Raw genomic sequence first — 19,186 nt, 5'->3', positions numbered from 1 at the left:
AGCGGCCCCGGCGGCCCTCCCGACCCGGTGGGCCGCCCCTTGGCCGCCGTACTGGTACGGGGCTCAGGCCGCCGTACTGGTACGAAGCTCAGGCCGCCGTGCGCTCCCCGAGCGCCGCCGGGGCCTCGTCGTCCATCTCGAAGGCCAGCGGGAACGGGGCGTGGCCCGCGAGCCGGAACCAGCGTACGACGCGGTGCCTGCGGACCGCGCGGGCCGCGCGTACGGCGTCGTTGTGGAAGCGGCGGGCCATGGGGACGCGCCGCACGGCCGCGTTCAGCTCCGCGAGCGTCTGCTCGCCGCCGGGGGCCGCGCGTACGGCGTCGACCTGCTCCGCCTCGCCGAAGACCGCGCGCAGCGCCTGGCTGAGCGCGCTCTCGGCGACCTCCCGCTGGTCCTCCTCGGCCTGCCGTGCCTCGTGGGCCGCCTCGTACAGGACGATCGAGGCGGCGGGGTCGAGGACGCCGGACGTGCCGAGCTCCTGCGCCACGGAGGCGCGGCGCAGGAGCTGCGCGTCGAGCGCGGCGCGGGCCGCGTCGATGCGCGCGTGCAGCCGGTCCAGCCGCCCCGCCGTCCAGCTGAGGTACACACCGATGACGACGACCGCCACGAGGATCCAGATGAGAGAGGTCACGGGGCGTCACGTTACCGTGGCCTCACAGGGGTGCTTTCCGAGCCGGCACGCGCCGTGGCCGCGGGGCGCCGTGGCCGACTGCCGCGCCGTCGTGGCCGGTCGCGCAGTTCCCCGCGCCCCTGGACCCGCTAATCGCGGGCCAGGCCCCACCGCGCCCGTAGTCCCACCCGTTCATCCGTATCCACCGACGCCGCCCCGTCGGCGACCGTCTCGTACACGGCGAGGATGTCCGCCCCCACCGTCGACCAGTCGAACCGGCGTACATGGCGGCTGCCGCGTTCGCGTAGTTCGGCGAGGCGGGCGGGGTCGCGGAGAAGCCGAATGGCAGCCGCGGCGAGCGCGGGCGCGTTCTCGTTGGTGAAAAGTTCGCCCGCCTCGCCCTGGTCCAGGACCTGGGCGAAGGCGTCGAGGTCGCTGGCGAGGACGGGCGCCGCAGCGGACATCGCCTCGACCAGGATGATGCCGAAGGACTCGCCGCCCGTGTTGGGGGCGACGTAGAGGTCGACGCTGCGCAGCAGGCGCGCCTTGTCCTCGTCGGTGACCATGCCGAGGAATTCGACGCGGGAGCGGAGCTCCGCGGGAAGACCGGCGACGGCTTCCTTCTCGTCGCCGCGGCCGGCGACGAGGAGGCGCGCGTCGGGGACCTCGGCGAGGATCGCGGGCAGGGCCTTCATCAGGACGGGCAGGCCCTTGCGGGGCTCGTCGATGCGGCCTATGAAGCCGATCGTGCGGCCCTGCCACTCCTTCTTGGGCTCGGCGCGGGCGAAGAAGTCCACGTCGACGCCGTTGGGGATCACCACGGCATCCCCGCCCAGGTGCTCCACCAGCGTCCGGCGGGCGTACTCGCTCACCGCGATCCGCGCGCTGATCTTCTCCAGCGCCGGCTGCAGGATCGGGTACGCGGCGATCATGGCGCGGGAGCGCGGGTTGGAGGTGTGGAAGGTCGCCACGATGGGGCCCTGGGCCGCCCAGCAGGCCAGCAGGCCGAGGGACGGGGAGGCCGGCTCGTGGATGTGGATGACCTCGAACGCGCCGTCGTGCAGCCAGCGGCGTACCCGGGCGGCGGAGAGGAAGCCGAAGTTGAGCCGGGCGACCGAACCGTTGTACGGGACGGGTACGGCACGTCCGGCGGAGACGACGTACGGCGGGAGCGGTGTCTCGTCGTCCGCGGGGGCGAGTACGGAGACCTCGTGGCCGAGCCGGATCAGATGCTCGGCGAGGTCGCGGATGTGGAACTGGACGCCGCCCGGGACGTCCCACGAGTAGGGGCAGACGATCCCGATCCTCAAGACGTCTCCGTCTCTCGGGCGCCCGCACCGCGCGGCTCCAGGTCGGCGAGCCACAGTCGCTGCAGCATGTGCCAGTCCTCCGGGTGCTCGGCGATGCCCGAGGCGAAGGCGTCGGCCAGGGCCTGGGTCATCGCGGCGGCCTTGTCGGTGCGCGTTCCGGTCTCGGGTACCTCGATGCCGGGGTGCACACGGCCCCGCATGACGGGCGTACCGTCGTACCACAAGGTGACCGGCAGCAGCAGTGCGCCGGTCTGGAGCGCGAGCATCGCGGGTCCGGCGGGCATCTTGGCGGCCTCGCCGAAGAACTTCACCTCCATGCCGGAGCTGGACAGGTCGCGGTCGGCGACCAGGCAGATCAGGCCGCCGGCGCGCAGCCGCCGGGCGAGTATGCCGAAGGCCGCGCCGCCGTTGTGCGGCAGCACCTCCATGCCCAGGCTCTCGCGGTAGGCGACGAACCGGTCGTAGAGGGATTCGGGCTTCAGGCGCTCGGCGACGGTGGTGAAGGGCACGCCGAGGGTGCGGGTGACCCAGACGCCGGCGAGGTCGTAGTTGCCCATGTGGGGCAGGGCCAGGATGACGCCGCGGTCGCCGGCCAGCGCGTCGGTGAGGTGGTGCACGTCGGTGACGTCCACGCCCTTCGCCACCCGCTCGCGGCTCCAGGCCGGGAGGCGGAAGGATTCCATCCAGTACCGCATGTACGAGCGCATGCCGGCCCGGGAGAGCCGGGAGAGGGCCTGCGGGGAGGCGTCGGGGACGACGCGGGCGAGGTTGGCCTCCAGGCGCTGTACGCCCTTGCCGCGCCGCTTCCAGACGGTGTCGGCGAGGCGCTCGCCGAGCCGTACGGCGACCGGCTCGGGCAGCTTCTTGACCGTGGCCCAGCCCAGGCCGTACAGCGCGTCGGTCAGTTTCCCCGTGTCCAGCAGCTTTCCGATGTCGAGCTTCACGCGCCCTCTCCCCCCACGGCGTCCGCCTCGGCGGACTCCCGGCGTACGGTGACCACCCGCTGGCCCAGGGTGACCGCGCTGCCGACGGCCACGATCCACAGGGCGATCGGCAGCAGATTCTGGATCCAGGGCACGCCGAACTTGTGCAGGCCGGAGAAACCGCAGGCCACCAGCGAGATCACCAGGCGCTCGGCGCGCTCGATCAGGCCGTTGACGTCGACCGGCAGGCCGATGCTCTCGCCGCGGGCCTTGGTGTACGACACGACCTGGCCTGAGGCGAGGCAGAAGATCGTCACCGCGCAGAGCAGCAGGTCGTCGCCGCGGCCCGCGTACCAGAGGGCGAGGCCGCCGAAGATCGCGGCGTCGGCGACGCGGTCGAGGGTGGAGTCCAGGAAGGCGCCCCAGCGGCTGGAGCGGCCCAGCTGCCGCGCCATGTTGCCGTCGACCAGGTCCGAGAAGACGAACAGGGTGATGACGACGGTGCCCCAGAAGAACTCGCCCAGCGGGTAGAAGACCAGCGCGCCGGCGACCACCCCGGCGGTACCGAGGACGGTGACCACGTCGGGGCTGATGCCGAGGCGGATGAGCAGGGCGGCGAACGGCGTGAGAACACGCGTGAAGAACGCACGCGCGTACTTGTTCAGCATGGCCTTCCCGGAGGTTGTGTGCGGGCCGCGCGGTCAGTGGGGCCACCGGCTGGCCCATCGTAGCCAGGCGTCCTCGGCGCTTTGCGAACGCACCACGGCTCACGGCCGCCCCCGGGGCGCGCCGGAGCCTCCCCCGCCACCCGCCCGGCGCACCCGGCTCGGATCGCGCAGAAGGCCATGACCACGGCGGAAGGGGGCAGTTGGCGGCCGTACACGGGTGCCCTGTGCACCCGTTCGGGCTTGTCCCGCATGATCCCCGGCCACCCCCAAGATCCCCTATCGTCCCTTGTGCGATGTATGGACGCACCATGACCTCGGTGGAAAGCTCGGAACACCGCAGAGTGTCGACCTGGAGGCGAGACACATGGGCGACAAGACGAGCACACATCCAGGAGCCGCCGGCAGGGCAGCGGCGGTCGACCACCCCTCCTCCGTACGGAATGTGGTGCTGGTCGGCCACAGCGGATCGGGGAAGACCACCCTGGTCGAAGCCCTCGCGCTGGCGTCGGGCGCGGTCAACAGGGCGGGCCGGGTGGAGGACGGCGGCTGCCTCTCCGACTACGACGAGATCGAGCACCGGCAGCAACGCTCCGTACAGCTCTCCCTGGTCCCGGTCGAATGGGACGGGATCAAAATCAATCTCTTGGACACCCCCGGATACGCCGATTTCGTCGGGGAGCTGAGGGCCGGTCTGCGGGCAGCGGACGCGGCCCTTTTCGTCGTCTCGGCGGCGGACGGCGTGGACGGCGCCACCCGAATGGTCTGGGACGAGTGCGCGGCCGTGGGAATGCCCCGCGCCATAGTGATCACCCACCTCGAAGCGGCCCGCGCCGACTTCGACAGCATGACCGAGACCTGCCGCACGGCCTTCGGGGGCGAGGACCCCGACGCCGTGCTGCCGCTGTACCTCCCGCTGTACGGCGAGGCCGGCGCCGACGGCCACCGCCCCGTGCACGGCCTGATCGGGCTGCTCTCCCAGCGGGTGTACGACTACTCCGGCGGCGGCAGGAAGGAGCGCGATCCGGAGTCCGGCGAGCTGCCCCTCATCGAGGAGGCCCGCAACCGCCTCATCGAGGGGATCATCGCCGAGAGCGAGGACGAGTCCCTCATGGACCGCTATCTCGGCGGCGAGGACATCGACATCAAGACCCTCATCGGCGACCTGGAGACCGCCGTCGCGCGCGGCACCTTCCACCCCGTACTGGCCGCGGCGCCCGCCGCCGACGGCAGCAAGGAGGGCCTGGGCACCATCGAACTGCTGGAGCTGATCACCGGCGGCTTCCCCACTCCCGCCGAGCGGGACACCCCCGCCGTCACCACACCCGACGGCAAGCCACGCCCCGCCCTCACTTGCGACCCCGCGGGGCCCCTGGCCGCCGAGGTCGTCAAGACCTCCTCCGACCCCTACGTCGGCCGGCTGTCCCTCGTACGGGTCTTCTCCGGCACCCTGCGCCCCGACGAGACGGTGCACGTCTCCGGGCACGGGCTGGCCGACCGCGGCCACGAGGACCACGACGTCGACGAGCGCATCGGCGCCCTGTCGGCCCCCTTCGGCAAGCAGCAGCGCCAGGTCACCAAGGTCGTCGCCGGCGACCTGGCCTGCGTCGCGAAGCTCTCCCGCGCCGAGACCGGCGACACCCTCTCCGCCAAGGACGCGCCGCTGCTGATGGCGCCCTGGGACATGCCCGACCCGCTGCTGCCGGTCGCCATCCAGGCACACAGCAAGCCCGACGAGGACAAGCTCTCCCAGGGCCTCGCGCGGCTCGTCGCCGAGGACCCCACCATGCGCCTGGAGCAGAACCCCCACACCCACCAGGTCGTCCTGTGGTGCCTGGGCGAGGCGCACGTGGACGTGGCACTGGAACGGCTGCGCGCCCGGTACGGAGTACAGGTCGACGCCGTACCGCACAAGGTCTCGCTGCGCGAGACGTTCGGCGCGCAGGCCACCGGGCGCGGCCGGCACGTCAAGCAGTCGGGCGGGCACGGACAGTACGCGATCTGCGAGATCGAGGTCGAGCCGCTCCCGGGCGGCAGCGGCATCGAATTCGTCGACAAGGTCGTCGGCGGTGCCGTGCCCCGGCAGTTCATCCCGTCCGTGGAGAAGGGCGTACGGGCCCAGGCGGCGCGCGGGGTCGCGGCCGGATACCCGCTCGTCGACATCCGCGTGACGCTGCTGGACGGCAAGGCGCACTCCGTCGACTCCTCCGACGCCGCGTTCCAGACCGCGGGCGCCCTCGCCCTGCGCGAGGCCGCCGCCGACGCCCGCATCCACCTGCTGGAGCCGGTCGCCGAGGTCACCGTCCTGGTGCCCGACGACTACGTGGGCCCGGTGATGAGCGACCTGTCGGGGCGCCGCGGCCGGGTCGTGGGCACCGAACAGTCCGGCGCGGGCCGGACGTTGGTGCGCGCCGAGGTCCCGGAGATCGAAATCGGCCGCTACGCCGTCGATCTCCGGTCACTTTCGCACGGCACCGGGCGCTTCCAGCGCAGTTACGCGCGGCACGAGCCGATGCCGCCGCAACTCGCCGTCAAAATCCGCGAAGAGCGGGAAAAGCCGGAGAACGGCGGCTAGTTCGGCCCCCGGCGACCCGCGGAAGGACCGGCGTACCGCCCGACGAGGGGGACTCAACTCCCTTGGGCGGTACGCCGGCTGCACGTCGCCTGTACGCTGAGGGCGCAGCTCAGAGGTGTGCCGGGGGCGGCCGGTGGGAAGGGCGCTTAAAGGCGTTCGGCGGGGCACGCCCAACGGCAGGGGCAGACGGCGGCGAGGGGGCCTTGGTGACGACGATGGACGGCTTCGATTTCAGCCCGGGAGCGCAGGTCCCGCTCTCCGGCGGCGCGGGCCAGACCGCCGCCACCCAGGCGCTGGCCTCGGCCGCGTACCGGGACAGCAAGCTCGCCACGATCTCCGACGCCGACTCCGAGGCCGGCAAGTCGGGCATCAAGAAGCCCAAGCTCTCGCTGTTCGAGCCCAATCTCGGCGAGGCGTTCTCGCGCGCCGTACAGCTCCGGATGCTCGGCGGCGGCCGCAAGCCGCTCATCCAGTCCTTCGGCACCGAGCCGCAGACCGTCGTCGAGCACTGCCTCGCCGCCAACCGCATCCGCAAGGAGCGGGACACCAAACTGACGGTCCTCATGGCCGTCTTCGGGGTGCTCTTCCTGCCCGGCGTGCTCCTCTGGCTCGGCGGCTTCCAGCTCAAGCGGATCCTGGACAAGGCCACGAGCAAGGGCAAGAGCGCGCTGGGCACGGTGCTGCTCGTGGCGCTCTGCGGCGTCGCCCTGATCTTCCTGATCAAGCTCCCGTTCAACAGCTTCTGGACGGTCTACCTCCGGCTGATGCTGATCGCCCCGGTCATAGGCTGGTGGTGGGCCAAGCGGATCTGCGAGCGCACCGCCACCGACCTGCGCGACGCGTGGAAGGGTCTCCTGGAAGGCGGCGGCGTCGGCGCGAAGATCCCCGAGGCCGTGCCCCAGGACCCGAACCAGACCGCCGCCGAGCGCCTCCGCCAGAACCTCGCCAAGCTCACCGCCGAGCAGGCCGCCAACGTCGTCTTCTACGCAGGCCCCAAGGGCATACTCGGCATGGGCACCCGCTGGGGCAGCTGGCAGCTCGCCGAGGAGCTGCGGCCCGCGGACCCGGACAGCGAGATCCACCCCTTCCGCAGCTGGGACGTCATCCGCGCCATCCACGACCGGCTCAAGCTCCTGGAGCGCAGCCCGCTGCACACCGGCGGCTTCGGCCAGCCGCCCTCCGTACGCCACTGGATCGTCTCCCCCATCGGCGAGAACGCCGACGCCGTCGCCCGCCCCGAGGGCACCGACACCGACGCCTTCCAGATCCGCCCGCACGAGATAGAGCGGATCTGCAACGAGCAGCAGTTCGGCAGCGGCAACCGCCACTATCTCGGCGTGCAGTTCGTCCTCTGGGACGGCCAGCTCGTCCTCACCCTGATGATCACCGTGACCGTGCTGCACGAGACGCTGCGCATCGAGGTCACGGGGCACGCCCTCGGCCCGGTCCACGGCCTGTTCACCACCAAGCCCAAGGCCAAGACCGTGACCGAGGCGAAGGTCGTGAAGTTCTGGGAGACCAAGGAGCGACAGCTCCCGCTGATCGACGCCGACGAGGTCGTCCGCCTCGCCGCACGCGCCCCGCTGACCTGGTTCCCGCCGGTCCTGGACTTCCTCGGCGGCAAGCTCACCCTGCCCGAGCCCTTCGGGCTGCGCCACGCCTGGGCCGACAAGCCCTGGCGGCACCGCTTCATGGCGGACGACGCGCTGCGCGCCGCCACGCCCGTACTGCGCGTGGTGCACTCCGCCGCGATGGGCGTCCTGAAGGAGTACGGCGTGGACACCGAGCGCTTCGACAACCGCTCGCTGGTGCTCAGCGGCGCGGTGCAGGACGTCGCTCCGAAGAAGGCCGACGTCTACGACGCGTGACCGCCGCGCGGTACGCCCGGGGCCCGTACGGAAGCTTCCGTACGGGCCCCGGGCGCGAGAACCGGCCGTTACACCGCCGGCCAGGCGTCCGCCAGCATCGCGCGGGTGTCGGCGAGCAGCTGGGGCAGCACCCGCGTGTGGCCGACCACCGGCATGAAGTTCGTGTCGCCGCCCCAGCGCGGGACGACGTGCTGGTGCAGGTGGGCGGCGATGCCGGCGCCTGCGACCCCGCCCTGGTTCATCCCGATGTTGAAGCCGTGCGCGCCGGAGGCCGCGCGCAGCGCCGCCATCGCCTGCTTCGTGAGCTTCGCCAGCTCCGCCGTCTCGGCGTCGTCCAGCTCGGTGTAGTCGGCGACGTGGCGGTAGGGCACGACCATCAGGTGGCCGCCGTTGTACGGGTAGAGGTTGAGCACCGCGTACACGTGCTCGCCGCGGGCGACGACCAGGCCGTCCTCGTCGGACTTCGACGGGATCGTGCAGAACGGACAGCCGTCGTCGGCTCCCGGGCCGGTGGGCTTGTTCTCACCCTGGATGTAGGCCATCCGGTGCGGCGTCCACAGGCGCTGGAAGGCGTCCTGTGTCCCGACTCCGATCTGCTGCTCCGGCTCAGTCGTCATGAAACGCAGCATATTCCCTGGTACGGACGCGGTGAGGGGCGGCCCTGGTGGACCGCCCCCCGAATCCTCGCGTCGTGGCCCGGGTCAGACCTGGGCGCGCTCCTCGACCGCCTTGCGGATCTTGGCGATCGCCTCGTCCTTCGGGATGCCGTTCTCCTGCGAGCCGTCGCGGTACCGGAAGGAGACCGCGCCCTTCTCGACGTCCTCGTCACCCGCGATGATCATGTACGGGGTCTTGGCCTTCTGGGCGTTGCGGATCTTCTTCTGCATCCGGTCCGAGGACGAGTCGACCTCGATGCGCAGGCCCTGCTTCTTGGCCTCCGCGGCGAACTCCTCCAGGTACGGCACGTGCGCGTCGCCGATCGGGATGCCGGTCGCCTGGACGGGCGCGAGCCAGACCGGGAAGGCGCCCGCATAGTGCTCCAGCAGCACCGCGAAGAAGCGCTCGATGGAGCCGAAGAGGGCACGGTGGATCATGACGGGACGCTGCTTGGAGCCGTCCGGCGCGGTGTACTCCAGGTCGAACCGCTCCGGCAGGTTGAAGTCCAGCTGGACCGTCGACATCTGCCAGGTACGGCCGATCGCGTCCTTGGTCTGCACCGAGATCTTCGGGCCGTAGAACGCGGCGCCGCCCGGGTCCGGGACCAGCGGCAGCCCCTGCTTCTCGGCGACCTTGCGCAGCGTCTCGGTGGCCTCTTCCCAGACCTCGTCCGAGCCGACGAACTTCTCCGGGTCCTTGGTGGACAGCTCCAGGTAGAAGTCGGTGAGGCCGTAGTCGCGCAGCAGGTCCAGGACGAAGGTGAGCGTGGCGTCCAGCTCGTCCGCCATCTGCTCCTTGGTGCAGTAGATGTGCGCGTCGTCCTGGGTGAAGCCGCGGGCGCGGGTCAGGCCGTGCACCACACCCGACTTCTCGTAGCGGTACACGGTCCCGAACTCGAAGAGGCGCAGCGGCAGTTCACGGTACGAGCGGCCGCGCGCGTCGAAGATCAGGTTGTGCATCGGGCAGTTCATGGGCTTGAGGTAGTAGTCCGTGCCCTCGTCGAGCTGCATGGGCGGGTACATGCCGTCGGCGTACCAGTCCAGGTGGCCCGACTTCTCGAACAGCTTCCCCTTGGTGGCGTGCGGGGTGTAGACGAACTCGTACCCCGACTCCTCGTGGCGCCGCCGCGAGTAGTCCTCCATGACCCGGCGGATGATGCCGCCCTTGGGGTGGAAGACCGCCAGGCCCGAGCCGATGTCCTCGGGGATGGAGAAGAGGTCCAGCTCCGCGCCCAGCTTGCGGTGGTCGCGCTTCTCGGCCTCGGCCAGGAACTCCAGATACGCCTTCAGCTCGTCCTTGGTCGGCCAGGCGGTGCCGTAGATGCGCTGGAGCTGCTTGTTCTTCTCGCTGCCGCGCCAGTACGCGGCGGCGGAGCGCATCAGCTTGAACGCCGGGATGTTCCGGGTGGTGGGCAGGTGCGGGCCTCGGCAGAGGTCCTTCCAGCACAGGTCGCCGGTCTTGGCGTCGAGGTTGTCGTAGATGGTCAGCTCGCCCGCGCCGACCTCGGCGTCCGCGCCCTCGGCGGCCTCGCCGGCATTGCCCTTGAGGCCGATCAGCTCGAGCTTGTACGGCTCGGCGGCCAGCTCCTCGCGGGCGTCCTCGTCGGTGGTGACCCGGCGCGAGAAGCGCTGGCCCCGCTTCTGGATCTCCTGCATCTTCTTCTCGATGCGCTTGAGGTCCTCGGGGGTGAACGGGGTCTCGACGTCGAAGTCGTAGTAGAAGCCGTCCTTGATGGGCGGGCCGATGCCGAGCTTGGCCTCCGGGAACAGCTCCTGCACGGCCTGGGCCATCACGTGCGCGGTGGAGTGCCGCAGGATGTTCAGGCCGTCCTCGGAGGTGATCTCCACGGGCTCGACGGTCTCGCCGTCGGCGACCTCGTACGCGAGGTCCTTGAGCTCTCCGGCCACCCGCGCGGCGACGATGGCGCGCTCGCCCTGGAAGAGGTCGGCGGCCGTAGTGCCCGTGGTCACCACGCGTTCTTCCCGCTCGGAATCGCGTTGGATGGTCACACGGACGTCTGACACCGGTCTCTCCTGACGTATGTCTGCTGGGCGGCAGCGATCGCTGCGCTCCCCGAATCGTACCGAGCCACAGGGCCGCCTCGCGAAACGGTTGTTTGCCGGGCTCCCGTCCTGGGCATTTCCGGGCGCCGTGCGCCCCGCGCCCGTACTGTCGCGTCATGACCATCGACTGGAACGACCAGCTGTCCGAGCAGCTCGACTTTCACTGGCGCTACCAGCTGCGCGAACGCCTGTCCGGGCTGAGCGACGAGGAGTACTTCTGGGAGCCGGCGCCGGGCGCCTGGAACGTACGGCGGCGGGGCACCGGCAGCGCGCCCGTCGGCGGTGGCTCCGGCGATTTCACGGTCGACTTCGCCTTCCCCGCGCCGACGCCCGTGCCGGTGACGACCATCGCCTGGCGGCTGGCCCACATCATCGTAGGCGTGCTCGGCATGCGCGTCGCCCACCACTTCGGCGGGCCGGCGATGACGTACCAGGAATTCGCGTACGCGGGTACGGCCCGGGAGGCGCTGGAGCAGCTGGACAAGGTGTACGCGGCGTGGCACGCGGGCGTGCGGGGGCTCGGCGAGGCGGACCTGGCGCGGCCGTGCGGTCCCGCCGAAGGGCCGTACGCCGAGTACCCGATGGCCACACTGGTGCTGCACATCAACCGCGAGGTCATCCACCACGGCGCGGAGATCGCTCTGTTGCGTGATCTGTACGCGCACCGTTGACGCGCGGCGGCGGCGCGGCGCTCACTCTCCCCCGCACGCCTCCTCGAAGTGGTCCAGGTTCTCCTGGAGCGACTTCAGCAGCCGGTCCCGCTCCGCCTCGTCGACCTGTACGGGTGTGACGCCGGCGGCCCCGGTGATCCGGCGGAAGCCGCCGCGGCTCTCCAGCCGCCCGGTCACCCGTACCGGCAGCCCCAGCAGGTGGGCGTGGCCCGCGATCCGGTAGTCCTCCTCGCCGAGGGCGACCCTGACCTGCGCCACGTCCGCGCCGGCCAGCACCCGCAGCCGTACCGCGCCGGCGCCGTCGGGCCGCTCGCGGCGCATCCGTACGACCGTGCCGGTCACCCGCACGGCGAGCGAGGGCTCGTCCCGTACGTACCGCTGGGCGGCCTGCCGCAGCGCGGGCAGGTCGCCGGGGGTGAACTCGACGGGCTCGGGGCGGGCCGGGCAGCCCGGCGGCGGGCCCTCGGCGGGTGACCACTGGATCACGATGCGTACTCCTTCGGCGCCGCGCACCAGAGAGATCAGCGCCTCGGTCAGCTCGTGGCAGACGCCCAGCTCGACGGCGGCCTGGTACGCCTCCATACGGCCGGTGGCGCGCTGGTAGTCCGTGGCGTCGCGGGCGGCGTGCAGCGCCCGCTGGAGGCCCGCGACCGTGCCGCGCCCCGCGGTGACCGGCACGTAGGCGGTGAGGCTGCGGCCCGCGGGGGCCGGGCCGACCAGCACCTGGTCCAGGAGCGCCTCGGCCTGCCGCTTGTGCCGGGCGCCGTGGTAGCCGGCCCGCGCGTACGTGCCGAGCGCCCCGGCGGCCAGCAGGGAGCGGGCGGCGGCGCGCAGCTGTTCCTGTGCGGTCCACAGGGTCGCGCCGGAGCCCTCGTCGGGGATGTCGCGCTCCCAGCGCACCTCGTCGCTGGGCAGCGCGAGACCGACCAGCACTTCGCGGGCCGAGGGCGCGGCGCTGCGGGCGAGCGCGGTCAGGGCCTCGGCGAGCAGGTCGGCGCTGTCGGGGTAGCGGGCGGACTCGGGTACGAGGAGGCTGGTGCCGGCGGTGCCGCCGGGCGGGGTCCAGCGGCCGTACCGGCCCTGGATGCCGCCGCGGCGGTGCCAGCCGTTCCGGCCGAGAAGGGCGATGAGGACGGCCGGATCGACCCGGGCGGGGTCCGGAACGGGGAACGGGTGCTCGTCGGTCGGCCGGTACATCAGGGTCTCCCTCCCGCCCCGACCCGCGTCATGATCTCGATGAGCGCACGGTCGTCGAAGATCCGCGTGGTCGGTATCCGCACAGTGGTCTTGCGCCTGCCGGTGGCCTGCTGGCCGGCCAGGTTGATCCAGTAACAGCAGTGCCGCAGTTCGAGCCGGTCGTGGCTCGCGCGCAGCCAGTCCTCCTGCGTGCGCGGTACGAGCATCACGACCAGGATCTTGTGCACCGCGACGGGGGTACGGGCGAGCTTCACGAGGTGGTCGTTGTCCAGCGTGAAGCCGAAGCTGGGCCCCGGCGGGCGGGGCGGTACCTGATAGGTGCACTTGAGCTGCACCTTGATGGTGACTTCGTCGTCGATGGTGTGGCCGGACGAGCCGTGGCTGACGTGCCAGTCGATGCCGTTGTCCGGGAAGGGCTGCGCGAGCGAGCAGCCGGCGGCCGCGGCCACGGCGTGGAGATAGCCCACCTGGAGCGTCTCCATGGAGGCGGTGGTGGCGAGCTGGCCGCGCAGCGGTACCGGTCGCTCGGGCAGGAACCCACCCGGTTCGGGCTGCGCGAGCGTCATCGCTCCAGTGCCTTCCGGGCGTTGCGGTGGTGCCGGTCGGGTGCGTGGGGGTGTGGGGAGGTCCGGGCCGCACGGCGGTCCGGCGGACCGCGCGTGGGGCTGCGGTCCCCTCTGTGTTGTCTCCGTGTCAAGTGGTCAACAAACTAAGGCGGTTCGACAACCGCGGCGGCCGGGTATCACCAGCTCGGGAGGCCCGGGGCAGGCCACCCGCCGCAGGAGCACGAGGAGTTGAAACTATGCCGTGCTGGTTCGACGGTCCGCTGGCTGCCTTCGACACCGAGACGACGGGGATCGATGTGGAGCGGGACCGCATCGTCTCCGCGGCCCTGGTCGTCCAGGAGACGCCGCGCTCGACTCCGCGGGTCACGCGCTGGCTGGTCAATCCGGGTGTGGACATCCCGGAGGCGGCGACGGCGGTGCACGGCCTGACGGCCGGGCATCTGGCGATGAACGGCCGCTGGCCGGCGCCGGTGATGGAGGAGATAGCGCGGGCCCTGGCGGAGCAGGCGATGGCGGGGCGACCGCTGGTCGTGATGAACGCGCCGTTCGATCTGACGCTGCTGGACCGCGAGTTGCGCCGGCACCGGGCGTCGTCGCTGGCGGCGTATCTCGGTACGCAGTCGTTGTGCGTGCTGGATCCGCGGGTGCTGGACAAGCATCTGGACCGGTACCGCAAGGGCCGCCGGACGCTGACGGACCTGTGCGAGCACTACGGCGTCGAGCTGTCGGGGGCGCACGAGGCGGCGGCGGACGCGACGGCGTCACTGCAGGTCGTACGGGCGCTGGGGCAGGCGTTCGCGACGCGGCTCGAAGGGCTGAGCGTGGCGGAGCTGCACGCACTCCAGGCGGTGTGGCACGCGGCCCAAGCGCGGGGCCTGCAGGCGTGGTTCGCGCGCAACGGCACGGAGGAGGCGGTGGACCCGCACTGGCCGCTCCGCCCGGACCTGCCTGCCGCGGCGTGACCGTACAAGGAAGTGCGACGTGAACATACGCAGAAGGCCGGACCGTTGCTGACGGTCCGGCCTTCTCTCCGGGTGGGCGATACTGGGTTCGAACCAGTGACCTCTTCGGTGTGAACGAAGCGCTCTCCCACTGAGCTAATCGCCCGGGGTTCTCGGGGAGGGTGTCCCTCGCGAACGACCTGAACAATACAGGTCGCGGCGGCTTCACTTCAAATTTCTTGGTGGCGGGCCAGCCAGGCGGCCAGTCCGCGCCGCCCGGCCCGCATCATCAGCGTGTGGTTGAGGCGGAAGAACGGGCGTCCCGGGTAGGCCAGCAGCCGCATGAAGGGCCTGCGGACCTCGACCTCCTGCTCGTACAGCGCGCGGGTGCCGGTGCCGTACGGGCGGACCGTCCAGCGCGCCCAGCCGTCGATGTCGCCGTGCAGCGCCGTCTCCAGGACGCCGGCGCGCGGGTCGCGGCGGCTCTCGCGGGCGGTGACGCGCAGGCTGTACGGCAGTACGGAGCGGATGCGGGCGGTGCCGGAGCTGTCGTCGGTCCGGTGCACCTCGGCGACCTGAGGCCACCAGCGGGGGTAGGACTCGGTCCGTTCGAGGACGGCGTAGACGACGCCGGGCGCCGCGTCCAGCAGCCAGACGCTGCGGAAGCGGTAGTGGTGGGGGCGGAGCGGCCAGGCGGACATGGATCCAGTGTGCCGCGCCGGGGGCACCGGAAGGCCGGATACGCCGAAGGGCCCGGAGGTACGAGACCTCCGGGCCCTTCGATCCGGGTGGGCGATACTGGGTTCGAACCAGTGACCTCTTCGGTGTGAACGAAGCGCTCTCCCACTGAGCTAATCGCCCCGGGCGCCCGTGCCTCTCGGCCCGGCGCACCGCCAACATTACCGCATGTCAGCGGGGCTCCTGACCAGGGTGCGGCCGGGCCGCGGTCACTCGGTGATGTGCCAGGGCATCTCGAAGCCGAACTTCCACACGTACACCGCGAGGGCCGCGACGACGATCACCACGGCGATCGAGGTGAGGATGATGTTGCGGCGGCGGACCTTGGGGTCCAGGGCCTTCTGGGCGGCCTCGGTGACCTTGCGCTTGGTCCAGCGCAGCACGAGCTGCGCCCAGACGAACTCGGTCGCCCAGATCGCCATGCCGGCGAAGATCACCAGCCAGCCGGGGCCCGGCAGCGGCAGCATGATGATGCCGCCGACGACCACCGCGAGGCCGATGATGAAGATGCCGACCTGCCAGCTCATGTGGAGGGGCCGGGAGCGCTTCACGAAATGCGGCGCCTTGGACCCCAGCTTCTGCGGGATCGCCGTCGCGCCCTGTGTCGACGCGCCTCCGACGGCACCCTGACGCTCGTCACTCTCCGCATTCATACCGGCAAACCTACCCGACGTCCCGCACCCTCGCATGAACGCTCGGGAGGATCCCGGACTCCGCCGTAAGAGGTACCTGAAGCCACCCAAAACAGTCAGAGGGGTTTACAACGCCACCGTAGGTGGCATGTCGATTTCGCCGACGTGCGAACCCCCGAGCGCACACTGAGCGAAAGGCCCTGGCGTATGAACACCACGGTCAGCTGCGAGCTGCACCTGCGCCTCGTTGTGTCGAGCGAGTCCTCACTGCCTGTACCTGCGGGCCTGCGGTATGACACGGCCGATCCTTATGCCGTGCACGCCACCTTCCACACCGGAGCCGAGGAGACCGTCGAGTGGGTTTTCGCTCGTGATCTCCTCGCCGAGGGCCTGCACCGGCCCACCGGCACCGGCGACGTCCGCGTCTGGCCGTCCCGGAGCCACGGTCAGGGAGTCGTCTGCATCGCCCTGAGCTCTCCGGAGGGCGAGGCTCTGCTCGAAGCCCCGGCGCGGGCCCTGGAATCCTTCCTCAAGCGCACGGATGCCGCGGTCCCGCCCGGCACCGAGCACCGACACTTCGATCTCGACACAGAGCTCTCCCACATCCTCGCGGAGAGCTGAGGAGACCCGCGGCCGCGTACCGCGTCAACCGCTCACCACTCGCGCCGTCCGACTCGGGGAGACGGCGCAGGACGGACAAGTTCATACGGCAAGCACCGGCGCCGTCGCCGCGGAGACCACCGCGGCGGCGGCGCCGCTTCCGTACTGACCGGCCCGGACGGGCACCGGGGAGCCGGGGAAACCTGCGGCACCGGTGGCCGCCGGGCCTTGTTGGAGGCGCTAGAGTCGGCGACCATTCGGCAAGGGGGCGGCCGGCCGATCGCTGGAGATCACCGGCCACCGCACATGGATCCCGGGGGGCGGCAGAATCCGCCCCTCCCGGCCTGGGAGCGACCCGTGATGATCACCCATGACACCCGGTGCGCGCTGGAGGCAGTCGTCGACCTCCTGAACACCGCGCCCGAGGGCGGGGCCCCGTCGGCCCCGGACGCCCTCACCGACGTGCCGGGCCTGTACGAGTTCGTCGCGCGCAACGCCTTCAGCGATGTGGGCACGCTCGGCGAACGTGACCTGGCCTCCGTGCGCTCCGTACGGTCCAGATTCGCCCAGGTCTTCGCGGCGGACGACGACCGCAGCGCGGCCGAGCTGCTGAATTCGCTGGTGGCGGCGGCCGGCACCACCCCTCGGCTGACCGACCACGACGGGTACGACTGGCACGTGCACTACTTCGCGCCCGGCGCCTCGGTCGCCGACCACCTCGCGGCGGACGGCGGGATGGCGCTGGCGTTCCTGGTCGTCGCCGGGGAGCGGGAGCGGCTGCGGCGCTGCGAGGCACCGGACTGCCGGCACGCCTTCGTCGACCTCTCCCGGAACCGCTCGCGTCGTTACTGCGACAGCCGGACCTGCGGCAACCGTCTGCACGTCGCCGCGTACCGGGCGCGCCGCCGCGAGGCCGCGAGCTGACTCCGCCCGCCGGAGGCGCGGCCACCGGCGCTCACAGCAGGAACAGGTCGTGCACGGCGCCCAGCAGGAGCAGGACGCCGATCACGGTGAGGAAGAGCATCAGGGGCGGCTGGGACAGCGCGAAGAGACAGCCGCGGGCTTCAGGGGCCCGGGGAGTGTTCTCCCGGGTCAGGGCGTACTGAGAGCCTGTATCTGAGCCCTGGCCGGGCGTCCGTCGTCTGGCACGCACGCTCGCGGCGTTGCCGAAACGCCCTAGTAGCTCCGCTACGAGGGCGCTCCGGCGCCTTGCGATCGCACGCACCAGACGACGTGCGCTGATCCGACCAGGGCTCAGACACAGGCTCTCATCGTTCATCTCGCGGAGATCATGGCGCAGGTGATCGGCGCGAGGCGCGGGAGATTCCCCCGCAGGAGGGGGAGTTCCTCAGATCCCGTGCTTTTTCAGGATGGCTTCGATATCGGAGAAATCGTCGTTCGCGCCGCCGCCTTGCCGGGCCGGTTTCGCCGCGGGGCGAGGGGCGGTCTCCTGGCCGGTGCCCAGGGAGGGCGCCGAGGCGCCGGGGGCCACCGCACCGCCGTGCTGTGCCGCGGCTGCCGCGCGGCGCTCCTTGCGCCGGCCGGAGCGGCGCTCGGCGAAGCGGCTCAGCAGGAACAGCAGGGCCGAGAGCGCCAGTACGCCGAAGCCCGCCCACACCGTCGGCTTGAGGACCAGCCCGGTGATCCAGTCGATGACACCGGTCATGACCAGGCCGATCGGGATCAGCGCGAAGGCGGCGATGCGCGTCGCGGCGAGGAAGCGCCGGCGGAAGGCGGTCAGCGCGGCGATGCCCAGGCCGGCCGCCGACAGCGCGGCGCAGACGGTCGAGGTCAGCATCGGGTCCTCCTGCCGTGGACGGTTCTCCCTCCATCCTGCCCCCTCGCCCGGCGCAGGGGCCACGGCCGGGCCCGCCCTCGGGGTCATCTCGGGGTCCGGATCCTCCTCAGGTGCCGGTCCGGCGGGGCCCGGGCGCGGGTTCGGCGGAGGCCGCGCGGGCTGGAAGACTGGCCCCATGAACGACGCCTCCTCCCCCGCCGCGCCCGCCTCTCCCGTCCTGGAGGTCTGGTGCGAGCTGCAGTGTCCCGACTGCCACGCCGCCCTGGACGACCTGCGCGCGCTGCGCGAGCGCTACGGCGACCGGCTGGAGATCCGGCTGCGCCACTTCCCGCTGGAGAAGCACAAGCACGCCTACGCCGCCGCACAGGCCGCCGAGGAAGCCATCGAGCAGGGCCGCGGCTGGGAGTACGTGGAGGCCGTCCTCGGGCGCACCGAGGAGCTGGCGAAGCAGGGCGAGAAGCTGCTGGTGAAAGTGGCCGGGGAGGTGGGCCTGGACGCCGAGGAGCTGGACACCGCGCTGATCGACGGCCGGCACCTGCTGATCGTCGACGCGGACCAGGCCGAGGGCAAGGCGATCGGTGTCACGGGCACGCCGACGTACGTCATCGGCGGCGAGCGGCTGGACGGCGGCAAGAGCCAGGAGGGGCTGCGCGCCCGCGTCGAGGAGATCGCCGACCGGCTGCTGGCCGCCGAGTGACTTCGGCTGCGGCTCACGGCCGAGCGGCCCGGCGGCCGCTCACAGCAGCGGCTTCGAGAGCCGGTGGTCAATGACGCGGTACCCGAGGGACTCGTACAGCCCGCGGGCTGTCGGGTTGTCGGCGTAGACGTTGAGGCCGAGGTGGCGGCTGCCCGCCGCCAGACACTCCCGCTCGGCGATGCCCATCAGGGTGCGCCCGTGGCCGCGGCCGCGGTGCTCGGGCGCGACCCGCACGTCGTACACGTAACCGCCCGGCTGCCCCGGTGCGTGCAGCACGGTCCAGACCGTGCCCACGTCCGTGCCCTCATGGCGCAGCACGCGCAGGCTCTGCCCCGGGGTGTGCGGGCCGTCGGGCAGCAGCAGCCGGTGGTCGGCGTCCGCCAGCTCCGCGGCGCGTTCGGCCGAAGCGCCCTGCCGGGTCATGGCCTGTACGTACTCGTCCTGGGCTGCCGCGAGCCAGGCCGGGTACTCCGCGTCGTCCAGCGGCCGGTCGACGCTGCCGGGAGGCAGTGCGGGCGGTGTCGTGAGCTCCTTGCGCATCCGGCGGGCGCGTTCGGTGTAGCCGAGCGCCGCGCTGAGCCGCAGCGCGGGCGTGGCGTCGGCGGGCACGACGAACTCGATGCGCCGGCAGCCCCAGCCTCGCAGCACTTCCTCCGCGGCCAGGGCGGCGACGGT

The 19,186-nt window shown here is 71.7% G+C and carries 20 protein-coding genes and 2 tRNA genes; 7 read left to right on the top strand and 15 right to left on the bottom strand.

Annotation, left to right across the window (positions count from 1 at the left end):
• Nucleotides 1–88: 88 nt before the first annotated feature.
• From ABT381_RS14235 to pgsA, 4 genes are all read right to left on the bottom strand, one after another.
• The gene (locus tag ABT381_RS14235) at nucleotides 89–631 is read right to left on the bottom strand and encodes a LemA family protein (RefSeq protein ID WP_351592809.1); all 543 of its coding nucleotides are present in this window, start codon (nucleotides 629–631) and stop codon (nucleotides 89–91) included.
• A gap of 128 nt (nucleotides 632–759) precedes the next feature.
• The gene (locus ABT381_RS14230) at nucleotides 760–1,920 is read right to left on the bottom strand and encodes a glycosyltransferase family 4 protein (protein ID WP_351592806.1); all 1,161 of its coding nucleotides are present in this window, start codon (nucleotides 1,918–1,920) and stop codon (nucleotides 760–762) included.
• On the bottom strand, nucleotides 1,917–2,864 hold the full coding sequence (locus ABT381_RS14225) for a phosphatidylinositol mannoside acyltransferase (RefSeq protein ID WP_351592803.1): 948 nt from the start codon (nucleotides 2,862–2,864) through the stop codon (nucleotides 1,917–1,919). Before ABT381_RS14225 ends, ABT381_RS14230 begins: the two co-directional genes overlap by 4 nt.
• The gene (pgsA, locus tag ABT381_RS14220; RefSeq protein WP_351592800.1) at nucleotides 2,861–3,511 is read right to left on the bottom strand and encodes a phosphatidylinositol phosphate synthase; all 651 of its coding nucleotides are present in this window, start codon (nucleotides 3,509–3,511) and stop codon (nucleotides 2,861–2,863) included. Before pgsA ends, ABT381_RS14225 begins: the two co-directional genes overlap by 4 nt.
• Nucleotides 3,512–3,875: 364 nt before the next feature.
• Here pgsA and ABT381_RS14215 point away from each other — a divergent pair, with 364 nt between their 5' ends.
• The gene (locus tag ABT381_RS14215; protein WP_351592797.1) at nucleotides 3,876–6,083 is read left to right on the top strand and encodes an elongation factor G-like protein EF-G2; all 2,208 of its coding nucleotides are present in this window, start codon (nucleotides 3,876–3,878) and stop codon (nucleotides 6,081–6,083) included.
• A 215-nt stretch (nucleotides 6,084–6,298) separates the two neighbouring features.
• Nucleotides 6,299–7,951, top strand: a complete 1,653-nt coding sequence (locus tag ABT381_RS14210; RefSeq protein ID WP_351592877.1) for an AbeC-like domain-containing protein — start codon at nucleotides 6,299–6,301, stop codon at nucleotides 7,949–7,951.
• A gap of 68 nt (nucleotides 7,952–8,019) precedes the next feature.
• Here the strand turns inward: ABT381_RS14210 and ABT381_RS14205 are convergent, their stop codons facing one another.
• Nucleotides 8,020–8,580, bottom strand: a complete 561-nt coding sequence (locus tag ABT381_RS14205; protein WP_351592794.1) for an HIT family protein — start codon at nucleotides 8,578–8,580, stop codon at nucleotides 8,020–8,022.
• Nucleotides 8,581–8,652: 72 nt separating this feature from the next.
• Nucleotides 8,653–10,632, bottom strand: a complete 1,980-nt coding sequence (gene thrS, locus ABT381_RS14200; RefSeq protein WP_351592791.1) for a threonine--tRNA ligase — start codon at nucleotides 10,630–10,632, stop codon at nucleotides 8,653–8,655.
• A 155-nt stretch (nucleotides 10,633–10,787) separates the two neighbouring features.
• Here thrS and ABT381_RS14195 point away from each other — a divergent pair, with 155 nt between their 5' ends.
• Nucleotides 10,788–11,342 (top strand): DinB family protein, encoded by a 555-nt coding sequence (locus ABT381_RS14195; RefSeq protein ID WP_351592788.1) that lies wholly within the window; start codon nucleotides 10,788–10,790, stop codon nucleotides 11,340–11,342.
• A gap of 21 nt (nucleotides 11,343–11,363) precedes the next feature.
• Here the strand turns inward: ABT381_RS14195 and ABT381_RS14190 are convergent, their stop codons facing one another.
• A complete protein-coding gene (locus ABT381_RS14190; RefSeq protein WP_351592785.1) occupies nucleotides 11,364–12,539 on the bottom strand; it encodes a hypothetical protein in 1,176 nt (391 codons plus the stop codon).
• The gene (locus ABT381_RS14185; RefSeq protein ID WP_351592782.1) at nucleotides 12,539–13,105 is read right to left on the bottom strand and encodes a DUF4365 domain-containing protein; all 567 of its coding nucleotides are present in this window, start codon (nucleotides 13,103–13,105) and stop codon (nucleotides 12,539–12,541) included. The genes ABT381_RS14190 and ABT381_RS14185 overlap by 1 nt, the downstream gene beginning before the upstream one ends.
• A gap of 236 nt (nucleotides 13,106–13,341) precedes the next feature.
• Between ABT381_RS14185 and ABT381_RS14180 the strand changes: the two genes are divergently transcribed.
• The gene (locus ABT381_RS14180; RefSeq protein ID WP_351592779.1) at nucleotides 13,342–14,067 is read left to right on the top strand and encodes a 3'-5' exonuclease; all 726 of its coding nucleotides are present in this window, start codon (nucleotides 13,342–13,344) and stop codon (nucleotides 14,065–14,067) included.
• A gap of 73 nt (nucleotides 14,068–14,140) precedes the next feature.
• Here ABT381_RS14180 and ABT381_RS14175 read toward each other — a convergent pair.
• The 4 genes from ABT381_RS14175 to ABT381_RS14160 form a co-directional block, all read right to left on the bottom strand.
• A tRNA-Val gene (locus ABT381_RS14175) sits at nucleotides 14,141–14,212 on the bottom strand.
• A 64-nt stretch (nucleotides 14,213–14,276) separates the two neighbouring features.
• Entirely contained in the window at nucleotides 14,277–14,747 is a 471-nt protein-coding gene (locus ABT381_RS14170) for an SRPBCC family protein (protein ID WP_351592776.1), read from the bottom strand.
• A gap of 88 nt (nucleotides 14,748–14,835) precedes the next feature.
• A tRNA-Val gene (locus ABT381_RS14165) sits at nucleotides 14,836–14,907 on the bottom strand.
• Between the two features lie 86 nt (nucleotides 14,908–14,993).
• The gene (locus ABT381_RS14160; protein ID WP_351592773.1) at nucleotides 14,994–15,437 is read right to left on the bottom strand and encodes a TIGR02611 family protein; all 444 of its coding nucleotides are present in this window, start codon (nucleotides 15,435–15,437) and stop codon (nucleotides 14,994–14,996) included.
• Between the two features lie 186 nt (nucleotides 15,438–15,623).
• Here ABT381_RS14160 and ABT381_RS14155 point away from each other — a divergent pair, with 186 nt between their 5' ends.
• On the top strand, nucleotides 15,624–16,037 hold the full coding sequence (locus tag ABT381_RS14155; RefSeq protein ID WP_003959770.1) for an SsgA family sporulation/cell division regulator: 414 nt from the start codon (nucleotides 15,624–15,626) through the stop codon (nucleotides 16,035–16,037).
• 336 nt (nucleotides 16,038–16,373) lie between these two features.
• Nucleotides 16,374–16,940, top strand: coding sequence for a CGNR zinc finger domain-containing protein (locus ABT381_RS14150; RefSeq protein WP_351592770.1), 567 nt, complete (start codon nucleotides 16,374–16,376; stop codon nucleotides 16,938–16,940).
• A gap of 31 nt (nucleotides 16,941–16,971) precedes the next feature.
• On the opposite strand, the gene ABT381_RS14145 is transcribed toward ABT381_RS14150, so the two are convergent.
• Both ABT381_RS14145 and ABT381_RS14140 read right to left on the bottom strand, forming a co-directional pair.
• On the bottom strand, nucleotides 16,972–17,169 hold the full coding sequence (locus tag ABT381_RS14145; RefSeq protein WP_351592886.1) for a hypothetical protein: 198 nt from the start codon (nucleotides 17,167–17,169) through the stop codon (nucleotides 16,972–16,974).
• A gap of 195 nt (nucleotides 17,170–17,364) precedes the next feature.
• Nucleotides 17,365–17,814, bottom strand: a complete 450-nt coding sequence (locus tag ABT381_RS14140; protein WP_351592767.1) for a hypothetical protein — start codon at nucleotides 17,812–17,814, stop codon at nucleotides 17,365–17,367.
• 175 nt (nucleotides 17,815–17,989) lie between these two features.
• Between ABT381_RS14140 and ABT381_RS14135 the strand changes: the two genes are divergently transcribed.
• Entirely contained in the window at nucleotides 17,990–18,511 is a 522-nt protein-coding gene (locus tag ABT381_RS14135) for a DsbA family protein (protein WP_351592764.1), read from the top strand.
• Between the two features lie 39 nt (nucleotides 18,512–18,550).
• Here ABT381_RS14135 and ABT381_RS14130 read toward each other — a convergent pair.
• Nucleotides 18,551–19,186: GNAT family N-acetyltransferase (locus tag ABT381_RS14130; protein ID WP_351592761.1), on the bottom strand; the 636-nt coding region annotated here is incomplete at its 5' end.

This window comes from Streptomyces sp. NPDC000151, assembly GCF_040301705.1.
In the GTDB taxonomy this organism is placed as follows: Bacteria; Actinomycetota; Actinomycetes; order Streptomycetales; family Streptomycetaceae; genus Streptomyces.
The sequence above is the reverse complement of the archived record's forward strand: the minus strand, read 5'-3'. Positions and strand labels throughout refer to the sequence as shown.